Origin of the sequence: Actinomadura sp. (assembly GCF_044508335.1) — a bacterium.
Lineage (GTDB): Bacteria > Actinomycetota > Actinomycetes > Streptosporangiales > Streptosporangiaceae > Spirillospora.
Genome location: NZ_JBIQHY010000005.1, coordinates 1 through 12,313 on the forward strand (window position 1 = coordinate 1; position 12,313 = coordinate 12,313).

Sequence of the window (12,313 nt, forward strand, 5' to 3'; positions counted from 1 at the left end):
CCGCGCCGAAGTAGTTGGCCTCGACGCGCTGGCGCAGGAAGTCGGCGAAGTCGCGCGGCTGGTCGTGGTCGAGCGCGATGTGCCCGAGCGTCTGCAGCAGGATCGTCCGCGGCGTGTGCATGCCGAGCTGCTCGCGCTCCAGGTAGATGCGCCGGTTGCGCAGGTCGGTGACGGACCGGACGGAGCGCGGCAGGTCCTGGACGTACTGCAGGCTGAAGCCGAAGTGGCCGACCAGCGTCATCAGCAGCCCCTGCGACACCGCGCCGCGCCGGTAGCCGACCGCGTCGAGGGTCTGGGACGCGACGCGCTCGATCTCCGGGAAGTGGTTGCCGCGCTCGTGCATCTGGCGGCGCAGCTCGGCGTTGGCCTTGCGCGCCTCCTCGGGGCTCGCGGTCGGCTTGGTGCGGCTGCGCTTCAGCTCCCCGTAGAGCGCGAGGATGTGCTCGATGACCTCGTTCGGCATCCGCTTGCCGACCTTGAGGTGCGACAGCCCGAGCGACCGGTACAGCGGGTCTCGCTGCGCCTCCTCCAGCTGGATCTCCAGCTGCGCGCGGCGGCTCGGCGGCTGGCGGCGCAGCAGCTCCTCCACCGGGCACTCCAGCGCGCCGGCGAGGGCCTGCAGCAGCGACAGCTTGGGCTCGCGCCGGCCGTTCTCCAGGAGGGAGAGCTGGGACGGGGCGCGGCCGACGCGCTCGCCGAGCTCCGACAGCGTCAGCCCCCGCGCGCGCCGCAGGTGCCGGAGCCGCTGGCCGAAGGTGACGAGATCTACGTCACTCGTCAAGTTGAGGGGTTCTTCTTGTCGCAAGGTCGTCACGGCTTCATAGTAGCGGAAATTTCGCAGTTCTTTCGTTACTTACGAGTTCATTTAGGGGTTGCGGCCGGGGCATAGTCGTTGCAAGCACCCAGGGGACGACACGGAAGGGCTACATCATGAGTGACAGTCGCCTCAAGGGCGCAGCCGAGGAGCTGCAGCGACAGTGGGAGACCGATCCCCGCTGGAAGGGCATCGAGCGGACCTACACGGCCGAGGACGTCGTGCGGATCCGCGGTTCGGTCCAGGAGGAGCACACCCTCGCGCGCCTCGGCGCCGAGCGCCTGTGGAAGCTCCTGCACGAGGAGGACTACGTCCACGCCCTCGGCGCGCTGACCGGGCTCCAGGCCGTCCAGCAGGTGAAGGCCGGCCTCAAGGCCATCTACCTGTCCGGCTGGCAGGTCGCGGCCGACGCGAACCTGGCGGGCCAGACCTACCCGGACCAGAGCATCTACCCGGCGAACTCGGTCCCGGCCGTCGTCCGCCGCATCAACAACGCGCTGCTGCGCGCCGACCAGGTGCAGTGGGCCGAGGGTGAGGGCGACACGCACTTCCTCGCCCCGATCGTGGCCGACGCCGAGGCCGGCTTCGGCGGCGTGCTGAACGCCTTCGAGCTGATGAAGGGCATGATCGCGGCGGGCGCCGCGGGCGTGCACTGGGAGGACCAGCTGGCCTCCGAGAAGAAGTGCGGCCACCTCGGCGGCAAGGTCCTCATCCCGACCTCGCAGCACATCAAGACCCTCAACACCGCCCGCCTCGCCGCGGACATCTCCAATGTGCCGTCCCTGATCATCGCGCGGACCGACGCCGAGGCCGCGACCCTGATCACGACGGACGTGGACGAGCGCGACCGCGAGTTCATCACCGGCGAGCGCACCGCCGAGGGCTTCTACCGGGTCCGCAACGGCATCGAGCCCTGCATCGCCCGCGCCAAGGCGTACGCGCCGTACTCCGACCTCATCTGGATGGAGACCGGCACCCCGGACCTGGAGCAGGCCCGCAAGTTCGCCGAGGCCGTCAAGGCCGAGTACCCGGACCAGATGCTGGCCTACAACTGCTCGCCGTCCTTCAACTGGAAGGCGCACCTGGACGACGCGACCATCGCCAAGTTCCAGCGCGAACTCGGCCACATGGGCTTCAAGTTCCAGTTCATCACGCTGGCCGGGTTCCACGCGCTGAACTACAGCATGTTCGACCTCGCGCACGGCTACGCCAGCGACGGCATGACCGCCTACGTCGAGCTGCAGGAGCGCGAGTTCGCGGCGGCCGAGAAGGGCTTCACCGCGGTCAAGCACCAGCGCGAGGCCGGCACCGGCTACTTCGACATGGTCAGCACCGCGATCAACCCGGACTCGTCCACCACGGCCCTGAAGGGCTCCACGGAAGAGGGCCAGTTCCACTGATCCTCACCGCTCTTCCGGTCTGATCCCCCCTCGGACCCCGAAGGCCCCCGCGCTCCTACACCCGCGGGGGCCTTCCGGCGTCCCGGAACGGTCCCGTCCCGCCCCTCCCGCGGCCCCCGCCGGACCCTCCCGTCCCGGCCACATGCGGCTACCGCCCTCGACAGCGGCCGATAATCGGCGCATCGTGAGCGCGCTAGTTGATCACTCGCAGAGAGGATCCCTGATGGCGCGCCACCCCCGGTCCACCCGGTCCCGGGCGATCCCCGGCCGGATGGCCCCGATCGCCGTCGCCGCCGTGAGCGTCGTCGCGTTCGCGCCCGCCGCCTCCGCCGACGGCCACGGTCACGGCCACGGCCACCACGGGCGCTTCACCCCCGGCGCCCCCGGAGTCGGCGACCCCTACTTCCCGCTGGAGGGCAACGGCGGCTACGACGTCCGGCACTACTCGCTGGACCTCGGCTACGACCCCGACTACGACCAGCTCGACGGCACCGTGACCATCACCGCGCGGGCCACGCAGAACCTGTCGCGGTTCGACCTGGACCTGTCCGGCATGGACGTGGAGAAGGTCTGGGTGAACCGGCACCGGGCCGCCTACAAGCGGCAGGGCCAGGAGCTGATCATCACGCCGCGGCACGGCCTCCGCAAGGGCTCGGTCTTCCGGGCGGTCGTCAAGTACGGCGGCGTGCCGCAGACCATCGTCGGCTCCCCGATCGTGTTCGGCTCCCCGTACGGGTTCCTGCACACCCCGGACGGCGCGTTCGTCGGCGGCGAGCCGAACGGCGCCCGCACCTGGTTCCCCGTCAACGACCATCCGAGCGACAAGGCGACCTACGACTACACCATCACGGTCCCGGCGGGCCTGTCGGTCGTCGCCAACGGGCGCCTCACCGCGCACCGCACCGCCACCGCCTCGTTCAGCCGCCGCGCCGCGCGGACCCGCGCCGAGGTCTTCAAGTGGCGCGAGGACAGCCCGATGGCGAGCTACCTCACCACGATCGACATCGGCAAATGGGACGTGAGGCAGGGCCGCACGCCCGGCGGCGTCCCCAACTACACGGCCGTCGACCCGGCGCTGCTCGCCGGCCAGCCGGACGCGGTGGACTTCTTCTTCGGCACCACCGGCGAGGTCACCGACCTCTGGTCGAAGACGTTCGGGCGGTACCCCTTCAGCACCACCGGCGCGATCGCCGACGACGCGCGCTACAACGGGCAGCCGCTCGGCTTCTCGCTGGAGACGCAGAGCAAGCCGGTGTACTCGGCCGTCCGCAACACCGGCACCATCGCGCACGAGCTGGCGCACCAGTGGTTCGGCGACGCGGTGTCGCCGGAGCGCTGGAAGGACGTCTGGCTGAACGAGAGCTTCGCGACCTGGGCGGCCTGGTACTACACCGAGGTGCACGGCGGCAGGACGGTGCACGACGCGGCCCGCGCCACCTACGCCGCCCGCCCGTTCCCCGACCGGGAAGGGCGCCCCTACTGGTCGGTGCTGACGGCCGACCCGCAGCGCGACACCATGTTCAACGACCGCGTCTACAGCGGCGGCGGCATGATGCTGCAGTTCCTCCGGGAGAAGATCGGCGACGACAGGTTCTTCACCCTGCTGCGGACGTGGTACGCGCGGCACAAGTACCGCAACGGCAACACCCGGCAGTTCACGACGCTGGCGCAGCAGATCGCCGGCCAGGATCTGAGCGGGTTCTTCAACGACTGGCTCTACTCCCCCATCAAGCCTCCGCTGCCCTAGCCCGCACCGGTGAGGACGGGGCCCCGGCGAGTTCCGCCGGGGTCCCGTTCTGTGTCGGATTACCTGGTGGGAGACCCTGCCGATCTCTAGTCTTCCGGCAAGTGGGCGTCCTTCCGTGGGTGTGGTGGTACGGCTTCCGCCGGCACACCGCGTATCCGCTCGGCTCGCTGACCGAGTCGCTGACCAACACCGTCTTCGGCTTCATGCGCGCCTACGTGCTGCTCGCGCTGTGGTCGGTCCGGCCGTCCCTCGGCGGGTACGACGCCGCCGACGCCGTCACCTTCTGCTTCATCACGCAGGCGCTGATCGGGCCGGTGCAGATCTTCGGCGGGATGGACCTCACCGAGCGGATCCGCAACGGCGACGTGGCGATCGACCTGCACCGCCCGGCGGGGCTGCAGGGCTGGTGGCTGGCCGACGACCTCGGCCGCGCGGCCGGCTCCCTGCTGCTGCGCGCCGGGCCGCCGCTGCTCGCCGGGGCCCTGGTCTTCCCGTTCCGGGTCCCCGCCCCGGCGAACCTCGCCGCGTTCGCGGCCGCGATGGTCCTCGCCGTGACGGTGAGCTTCGGGACGCGGTACCTGGTCGCGCTCGGCATGTTCTGGCTGCACGACGACCGGGGCCTGCAGGCCGTCGCGCTCGTGATGTCGCTGTTCTTCTCGGGGATGATCCTGCCGCTGGTCGTCTTCCCCGGCGTGCTCGGCGACGTCGCGCGGGCGCTGCCGTGGGCCGCGCAGATCCAGGTGCCGGCCGACGTGTTCCTCGGCCGGCGCACCGGCGCCGGGATCATCGGCGCGCTGGCGTTCCAGGCGGCGTGGGCGGCGGCGCTGCTCGGGGCGGGCGCGCTGCTCACCCGGGCCGCCAGGCGGAAGCTGGTGGTGCACGGTGGCTGACGGCGCCGCGGCCGGCGCGGTCCGGGCGTACGGGCTGCTGGTGTGGACGTGGGTCCGCGCGGCGGCGCAGTACCCGGTGTCGATGGTCCTGCTCGCGCTGGCGACGGCGATCGTCACGGGGCTGGACGTCGCCGCGATCCTGCTCCTGTTCGCGCACGCCCCGCGCATCGCCGGGTTCGCCGCGCCCGAGGTCCTGTTCCTGTACGGGACGTCCGCGCTGGCGTTCGGGATCTCCGACATCGCGCTCGGCACCACCGAGCGGCTCGGGTACCACGTGCGCCAGGGGACGCTGGACGCGATGCTGGTGCGGCCGGTGAGCCCGCTCGTGCAGATCGCGACGGAGGACTTCTCGCCCCGGCGGTTCGGCAAGCTCGTCCCCGCCGTGCTCGTCCTGGCGTACGCGCTGGCGGAGGCGGGCGTGGCCTGGACGCCGGGCCGGGTCGCGATGGTCCCGGTCATGGTGCTGTCCGGGACGGCGATCTTCGGCGGCCTGTGGGTGCTGACCGGCGCGGTGCAGTTCGTGCTGGTCGACAGCCACGGCGCGAGCAAGTCGGTGACCTACGGCGGCGCGTTCCTCACCCAGTACCCGATGACGGTGTTCGCCCGCGACTTCGTGCGCGGGGTGACGTTCGTCGTGCCGCTGGCGTTCGTGAACTGGCAGCCCGCGCTGTACGTCCTGGACCGTCCCGATCCGCTGGGGCTGCCGGCGGCCGCGCGGTTCGCCTCCCCGGCCGTCGCCGCGCTGGTGTGCGCGCTGGGCGCGGTCGCGTGGCGGGCGGGCCTGCGGCACTACCGATCGACGGGGAGCTGATGCCGGTGCCGATGATCGAGGCCGCGGACGTCGCCAAGTCGTTCACCGTCCGGGCGCGCTCGGGCGGCCTGCGGCGGACCCGCACGACCGTGCGCGCCGTGGACGGCGTGTCGTTCACCGTCGAGCCGGGCGAGTTCGTCGGGTACCTCGGCCCGAACGGGGCGGGGAAGTCCACGACGATCAAGATGCTGACCGGCATCCTCACCGCGTCGTCCGGCACGCTGCGGGTGTGCGGGCTGGACCCGTCGCGGCGGCGCACCACGCTCGCGCGCCGCCTCGGGGTGGTGTTCGGCCAGCGCACGACCCTGTGGTGGGACCTGCCGCTGCGCGACAGCCTGGCCCTCGTCCGGCGGCTGTACCGGGTGGAGGCCGCGGCGCACCGGGCGCGGCTCGCGGAGCTGACCGCGCTGCTGGAGCTGGAGCCGTTCCTGGACACCCCGGTCCGGCAGCTCAGCCTCGGCCAGCGGATGCGCGGCGACCTCGCGGCCGCGCTGCTGCACGACCCGGAGCTGCTCGTCCTGGACGAGCCGACGATCGGCCTGGACGTGGTGAGCAAGGCGACCGTCCGCGACTTCCTGGAGCGCGTCAACGCCGAGCGCGGCACCACGATCCTGCTGACCACGCACGACCTCGGCGACATCGAGCGGCTCTGCCGCCGGGTCATGATCATCGACCACGGGCGGCTCGCCTACGACGGCGGGCTGGACGCGCTGCGCCGCACGGTGGCGGCCGACCGCCTGCTGGTCGTCGAGCTGGCCCGGCCGGGCCCGCCGATACGGCTGGACGGGATCGAGGCCGAGCGGGTGGAGGGGCCGCGGCAGTGGCTGCGGCTGCCGCGCTCGGCGAACGCGGCGGCCGTCGTCGCCGCGCTGACGCGCGACCACGAGATCCGCGACATCGCGCTGCGCGAGGCCGGGATCGAGGAGGTGCTCGCCGGGCTCTACCGCGGCGAGCACGCGTACCGGCGCGGGGGCCGCCCGGTCGCGCCGTAGCGGAGCGCCGCCGGCGCCCGGCCGTCAGCGCATGCGCCGGTCGGCGTGCCGGTCGGGCTCCATGCCGCCGTAGAAGTCCATGTCGGCGCCGTCGTCGTCGCGGTTGCCGCTCCAGCGGCGCGGCGCCCACGACGGCATCAGCAGGGCGAGCCCCATCATCCCGTACAGGCCGGAGCCGAGCAGCATGCGCAGCCCGAAGTCCATGTCGCCCGCCGGCGGCACCTTGCCGGGCAGGTCGAGGACCCGGCCGGGATCCACCAGGAACCAGGCGGAGAAGCCGAGCAGCGCCAGCGCCGGCACCAGCGAGACCAGCGGCGACGCCCACCGCGCGAGGATGATCACGCCCATCACCAGGCCCACGGCGGCGAGCAGGGCGAACGCGCCGTAGATGCGGGTGCGGTCGGTGATCTCCTGCCCGGTGCCGTCGAAGGACTGGCCCGCCTGCACATAACCCCAGGCCGCGCCGTAGACCAGCGCCGGCGTCAGCAGGACGCCGAGGACGAAGCCGAACGCATGGCGCACCGCGCATCACTTCCATTCGAACGCGCCCGCCGCGGGCGCGCCTGATTCCGACAGCGTCCCAATCACAGCATGCGGACCAGGTATGGCGCAGTAGATCGGGATCAATGCATGTGAACTTCGCCCAAGGGTACGGCGTCACACATATAGTGCAAGATCGTTAAGGGACGTCTGCCCGGCTGCTCCCCGGTCCCCCCGCCGGCAGATGTGACGGCTAAGGGCGCACACGTGCGCAAAGGGGGGATCGGATGGTCCAGCTTCTAGACCGCACCACCACCGCGGGCGGCTGGGACCGGCCGGGCGATACCCGGACGGCGCGGCTGGTCGACGGCATCACCGACGGGCTCACGGTGCTGTTCGCCGTGTGGACGGTGGTGTACCACCTCGGCCTGCTGATGCGGCCGCCGACGTCCGCGCTGGTCGTGGTGTGGCTGCTCGCCGGGACCGCGGCCTGCGCGCTGTACGGCGCCCGGCGCGCCTGGTGGGACGCCCCCGTCCGGCCCGCGGGCCGGACGGGCCGCGGGCCGGCGAAGGCTCCGCCGCGCGCCCTGGCCGCGGTCGCGGTGGCGGCGGGCATCGCCGCGGGCACGGGAGCGGGCCTGCACTCCTCCGGCGTCCCGTGGTGGTGCGCGTGGGCTCCGGGGATCGTGAGCGCCGCCGCGTCCGCCGCCTGGGTCGTGCGCCGGTACCGGGCGGAGCCGCCCGGCGCCCGGGAGCCTGGACCAGGCCGGGACCGGACCCTCCGGGGCACGCCGCTGGCCCTGCTGACCGGCGCGGGTTTCGCGACCGCGTCGCTGTTCATCGTGAACTCCGACGGCGACGACGCCTACTTCGTCTCCCGCTCGGTGGCGACGGCCGCGACCGGTGAGATCCCGCTGAAGGACGTCATCTTCACCCCCGGCACGGCCGACCCGATCGCGGGCGAGCCGCCGGTGTCCTCGATCGAGGTCCTCGCCGGGGCCGTGGCCCGGCTGTCCGGCATTCCCGCGGCGTCCTTCGTGTGGTACCTCGTGCTGCCGCTGGTCGCCTTCCTGGCCGTCTGGGCGGTCTGGCGGCTGGCCCGGGCCTGGGCGCCCCGCAACGCCGTCCTGTGCTTCGCGGTCGCCTCGGTGTACCTGCTGTGGACGGGGACGAGCGCGGCGTCGCTCGGCTCGTTCCACCTCCTGCGCATGTGGCAGGGCAAGGCGATGCTGGTGTCGGTGCTCGTGCCGCTGCTGTTCGTCTACCTGACGCGGTGGGCCGAGCGGCGGTCGCGCACGGACTTCGCGCTGCTCGCCGCCGCCGGGATCGCCGCGGTCGGGCTCACCTCGTCCGCCGCCTTCGTCGTGCCGCTGGTCGTGGGGGCGGCGGCCCTCGCGCTGGCCGCCGCCGGGCGCGTCCGGACCGCGCTCGGCGCCTGCGTCGCGCTGGCCTATCCGGTCGGCTCCGGCATCGTGGTCACCCTGTTCCACGCGGACACCGGCGTGACGGGAACCGTCCACGACGCCCCCGGGAGCTGGCGGTGGGTGCTGCTGCAGTCGGCGCTGGGCGTCCTCGCCGGCTGCGCGCTGTGGCTGGCGCCCGCGACGGCCCGGCGCGGCGTCCCCGCGCTGATCGCCGCGGGCGTCGCGGCGGCGCTGACCGCGCTGATCGTGCCGGGCGTCCTGGAGGCGGCCGCGGACGCGTCGGGCGCGGGGCAGGTGCTCTGGCGGACGATGTGGCTCGTCCCCGCGCCGGTCCTGATCGGGCTGCTCGCGACGGTGCGCATCCCCGTGCCCGGGCGCCGGGCCGCCGTGCGGGCGTCCGCCGCCGCCGCGCCCGCCGCGGCCCTGGTCATCGCGATCGTGGTGGGCGGGACGCCGGTGTGGTCGAACGAGAACGGGTCGATCGTCGCGTCGCGGCCGTCGTGGAAGGTCAACGCCTACGCCGTCGGCGTCACCCGGGACGTCCTCGGGCTCGCCGGGCCCGGCTCCATGGTCCTGATGCCGACCGGCTTCATGCGGGTGGTGCCGCTGCTGACCGTCCGGACGCAGGCGGTGAACCCGAACGGCCACTACCTGGAGATACTGCCCGTCCCGTCGCAGGTCATCGACGACCGGGAGGTCCTCACCGAGGCGGTCCGCCGGCGCTACGGGCCGAAACCGGACGCCGAGGCGGTCAAGGCGGCGCTCGGGCGCGTAGGGGTGGACGTGGCGTGCGCGTGGCGCAACGACCCCCGCGGGCTGGCCCTCCTCCGGGACGCGGGGTACGGCGGCGACCGGCGGGTCCGGCACCTGCTTTGCCTCTTCCCGCCCGGCGATTGACGCTCCCCTCCGCCAAGGGCCGAACGGCGGGCGTTTTGTGGTGGTTCGTTTTGAACGCCATTGATCGGGCATCGCCGTCTCATTCGATCCGGCGCACGTTGGAGGAACACGATGTCGACCGCGATATGGGTCGTGATCGCCATTGCCGTCATCGCCGCGCTCGCCGCCGTCGGCTACCTGGCCTGGACCAGGTCCCGCACGGCGCGGCTGAGGCGGCGGTTCGGCCCCGAGTACGACCGCACCCTGGAGAAGGAGGGCGGGCGCACCGCCGCCGAGCGCGAGCTGCGCTCCCGCGAGCGGCGCCACGAGGAGCTGGAGCTGCGGGAACTCGACCCGCACCGGCGCGAGCAGTACCACGAGCAGTGGGTCCGGGTGCAGGAGCGCTTCGTCGACACCCCCGAGGCGGCCGTCGAGCAGGCCGACGGCCTCGTCACGGTGGTGATGGGCGAGCGCGGCTACCCGACGCACGGGTTCGAGGAGAAGGTCGCCCACCTCTCGGTGGAGCACGGCCGCACGATGGACCACTACCGGAGCGCGCACGCGATCAGCAGGAGGGCCGCCTCCAAGGAGGCGTCCACCGAGGACCTGCGGCAGGCCATGGTGCACTACCGGGCCCTGTTCGAGGAGCTGCTGTCCGCGCCCGGCGGCCGGGAGCGGGACGGCCGGGAGCGGGCCGGCCGGCACGCCGCGGACGAGCCCGCCCGCGAAACCGCCGGCGAGCCGGCCGATGAGGGCGCCGGCCAGGCGCCGCCGGCCGCGACGGCCACCGGCCGGGCGGCCGGGCACCGCGACGACGAGACCCCGAGGAGCTGACCCCCATGAAGCACAGCCGACTCGGCGACCGGGCCCCCGGCCCCGGCCTGCCCGGGGACGCGCACGTCGCCGGGTCCGCGCCGGCGCCTCCGGCGGCGGACGCGCCGGAGCCCGCCCCGGACACCGCCCCCGACCCGATGCCCGCCGCGGACCCGGCGCCCGAGACCGACCGGGCACTTGAGACCGACCGGGCACCTGACACCGACCTGGCGCCTGACACCGACCTGGCGCCGGAGACCGATCGGGCGCCCGAGACCGACCTGGCGCCGGAGGCCCATGCGGCACCGGCGGCCGGCACGGCCCCGGACGCCGGTCCGGCGCCGGAGGCCGGTCCGCTGCCGGAGGCGGCCCCCGCCGCTCCGGCCGGGACCGGCACCGCGCGGACGCTGCTCGATCCGGCCGAGGCCGAGCGCTTCCGGGAGCGCTGGCGCGAGGTCCAGTCCTCGTTCGTGGACGACCCGGGCGAGGCGGTCCGCCGCGCGGACGACCTCGCGTCCGACGTCGTCGACGCGCTCGGCCGCGCGGTCGCCGCGCACCGGCGGACGCTGTCGGAGGCGCTGGAGGACGGCGGGCGTCCCGACACCGAGCGGCTCCGGCTGGCGCTGCGCGACTACCGGGACCTCCTGGACCGCGTCTTCACGGCGTGAGCCGCCGCGGCGACGCCCCCGCGGGACCCGCGGGGGCGTCGCCGTGCGGCCGCCGTCAGCCGTTCAGGAACCGGTACACCGCCTCGCGGCCCTGCGTGCCGCGCTCGCGGTTCTGGATGGAGTGCGAGGCGCCGCCGACCACGACGAGCCTGCCGCGCGGCGCGTGGCGGAGCTCTTCCCGCGCCCATTCGAGCGGCGTGGACAGGTCGCGGTCGCCGTTCAGCAGCAGCACCGGCATCGGGAGCGTCGTCCGGCGCGGCTCCGCGGTGTGCCGCGACCAGGGCCAGCGCAGGCATTCCTGGATGAACCCGTTGCCCACGGCGGTGTCGGCGGTGAACGGCCAGGTGGCACGGGCCGGCAGGTGCCTGCGCACCCGCTCCAGCGCGGCCGGCCGGCGGGCGGGCGGGGTCTCGGACGTCCCCCACGGGAAGTGGCCGTCGCCGCAGATGGTCGCGATGTGCAGCCCGGAGCTGTAGCGGGTGACGTCGTCGCCGCCGGAGTCCAGGATCTGCAGGAGCCGGTCGAGCCGCGCGGGGTCGCCGTGGCGGGCCTCATGGATCGCCGCGACCGCGTCGCCCCAGCCGTTCGGCAGCGAGCCGGCGTCCCGGTAGGTCGGGTCGATGAACTCGTAGGTGACCAGCATGTCCCAGATGAGGACGGCGTCCTCGCGGTGCCGGGCGAGCCAGGCGAGGTCCTTCGCGGGGTCGAACCCGCAGGCGGGTGCGGCCTCGCAGGCGTCCCGCAGGACGCGGGCGGTGGCGCGCAGGCCGGTGAGGTAGAGCATGTCGTCGCGCTGCGGGTCGACGTGCGGGAGCACGGAGTCGAGCACGAGCCTGCTCACGTGCCGCGGGTACCGGACGGCGTAGCTCGCGCCCGTCATGGTGCCGTAGGAGACGCCGTCCACGGTCCAGGTCCGCACGCCGAGCGCGCGCCGCAGCAGGTCGAGGTCGCCGACGGTCTGCTCGGTGGTGAAGTAGTGCCGCCGGTCGCCGAGCACGCCGGCGCACTCGCCGACCGCCTCGGGCGGGGGCGGCTCGATGTCGCTGCTGCCGACCTCGGCCTGCAGCTCCGGGCAGTCGATCGCGCCGAACTCGCCCGTGCCGCGCTGGTCGATCATCACGAACCGGTAGTTCCCGGTGAGCTCCGGCATGCGCGCGGAGATGCCGTCGATGAACGGGACCCCGGGCTGGCCGGGCCCGCCGGTCAGGAACAGCAGGACCCCCTTGGGTGCGCCGGTGTTGTCGGACGCGGCCACCTGGAGCCTCAGGCTGCCCTTGCCGGGGTGCCGGTGGTCGAGCGGGACGGTCAGGAAGGAGCAGGTGAACCCGGGTTTGCCCGCGCAGGGGTGGGGGTCGGCCAGCCTGGGCGGGGACGGGTGGGGCGCGGACGGGTGAGGCG

General features: G+C 73.7%; 11 protein-coding genes. 8 read left to right on the plus strand and 3 right to left on the minus strand.

All coding sequences use genetic code 11. The features are described from left to right. A partial coding sequence (locus ACIWVC_RS03270; RefSeq protein ID WP_396453777.1) for a helix-turn-helix domain-containing protein occupies nt 1-781 on the minus strand: 781 nt, incomplete at its 3' end. A gap of 149 nt (nt 782-930) precedes the next feature. Between ACIWVC_RS03270 and aceA the strand changes: the two genes are divergently transcribed. The 5 genes from aceA (at nt 931) to ACIWVC_RS03295 (ending at nt 6,654) form a co-directional block, all read left to right on the plus strand. After that, nucleotides 931-2,214 (plus strand): isocitrate lyase, encoded by a 1,284-nt coding sequence (aceA, locus tag ACIWVC_RS03275; RefSeq protein WP_396449046.1) that lies wholly within the window; start codon nt 931-933, stop codon nt 2,212-2,214. A 223-nt stretch (nt 2,215-2,437) separates the two neighbouring features. After that, nucleotides 2,438-3,961, plus strand: coding sequence for a M1 family metallopeptidase (locus tag ACIWVC_RS03280; RefSeq protein ID WP_396449047.1), 1,524 nt, complete (start codon nt 2,438-2,440; stop codon nt 3,959-3,961). Between the two features lie 101 nt (nt 3,962-4,062). Then, nucleotides 4,063-4,851, plus strand: a complete 789-nt coding sequence (locus ACIWVC_RS03285) for an ABC transporter permease (protein ID WP_396449048.1) — start codon at nt 4,063-4,065, stop codon at nt 4,849-4,851. Next, nucleotides 4,844-5,662 (plus strand): ABC transporter permease, encoded by an 819-nt coding sequence (locus ACIWVC_RS03290; protein WP_396449049.1) that lies wholly within the window; start codon nt 4,844-4,846, stop codon nt 5,660-5,662. The genes ACIWVC_RS03285 and ACIWVC_RS03290 overlap by 8 nt, the downstream gene beginning before the upstream one ends. Beyond that, entirely contained in the window at nt 5,662-6,654 is a 993-nt protein-coding gene (locus tag ACIWVC_RS03295; protein WP_396449050.1) for an ATP-binding cassette domain-containing protein, read from the plus strand. The genes ACIWVC_RS03290 and ACIWVC_RS03295 overlap by 1 nt, the downstream gene beginning before the upstream one ends. A 24-nt stretch (nt 6,655-6,678) precedes the next feature. On the opposite strand, the gene ACIWVC_RS03300 is transcribed toward ACIWVC_RS03295, so the two are convergent. Continuing rightward, nucleotides 6,679-7,176 (minus strand): hypothetical protein, encoded by a 498-nt coding sequence (locus ACIWVC_RS03300; protein ID WP_396449051.1) that lies wholly within the window; start codon nt 7,174-7,176, stop codon nt 6,679-6,681. 245 nt (nt 7,177-7,421) lie between these two features. On the opposite strand from ACIWVC_RS03300, the gene ACIWVC_RS03305 reads away from it, so the two are divergent. The 3 genes from ACIWVC_RS03305 to ACIWVC_RS03315 all read left to right on the plus strand — a co-directional run bounded on the left by ACIWVC_RS03305 (nt 7,422) and on the right by ACIWVC_RS03315 (nt 10,915). Then, complete coding sequence (locus ACIWVC_RS03305) at nt 7,422-9,455, plus strand: DUF6077 domain-containing protein (protein WP_396449052.1); 2,034 nt, start codon at nt 7,422-7,424, stop codon at nt 9,453-9,455. Between the two features lie 111 nt (nt 9,456-9,566). Beyond that, a complete protein-coding gene (locus ACIWVC_RS03310) occupies nt 9,567-10,268 on the plus strand; it encodes a hypothetical protein (RefSeq protein ID WP_396449053.1) in 702 nt (233 codons plus the stop codon). 5 nt (nt 10,269-10,273) lie between these two features. After that, complete coding sequence (locus ACIWVC_RS03315) at nt 10,274-10,915, plus strand: hypothetical protein (RefSeq protein WP_396449054.1); 642 nt, start codon at nt 10,274-10,276, stop codon at nt 10,913-10,915. Nucleotides 10,916-10,970: 55 nt separating this feature from the next. Here the strand turns inward: ACIWVC_RS03315 and ACIWVC_RS03320 are convergent. Further along, a partial coding sequence (locus tag ACIWVC_RS03320; RefSeq protein WP_396449055.1) for an alpha/beta hydrolase occupies nt 10,971-12,313 on the minus strand: 1,343 nt, incomplete at its 5' end.

Excerpts from the sequence above, each read along its gene's own strand:
- aceA (WP_396449046.1), top strand. The coding sequence starts at position 931 with ATGAGTGACAGTCGCCTCAAGGGCGCAGCCGAGGAGCTGCAGCGACAG.
- ACIWVC_RS03280 (WP_396449047.1), top strand. The coding sequence starts at position 2,438 with ATGGCGCGCCACCCCCGGTCCACCCGGTCCCGGGCGATCCCCGGCCGG.
- ACIWVC_RS03295 (WP_396449050.1), top strand. The coding sequence starts at position 5,662 with ATGCCGGTGCCGATGATCGAGGCCGCGGACGTCGCCAAGTCGTTCACC.
- ACIWVC_RS03305 (WP_396449052.1), top strand. The coding sequence starts at position 7,422 with ATGGTCCAGCTTCTAGACCGCACCACCACCGCGGGCGGCTGGGACCGG.
- ACIWVC_RS03310 (WP_396449053.1), top strand. The coding sequence starts at position 9,567 with ATGTCGACCGCGATATGGGTCGTGATCGCCATTGCCGTCATCGCCGCG.
- ACIWVC_RS03315 (WP_396449054.1), top strand. The coding sequence starts at position 10,274 with ATGAAGCACAGCCGACTCGGCGACCGGGCCCCCGGCCCCGGCCTGCCC.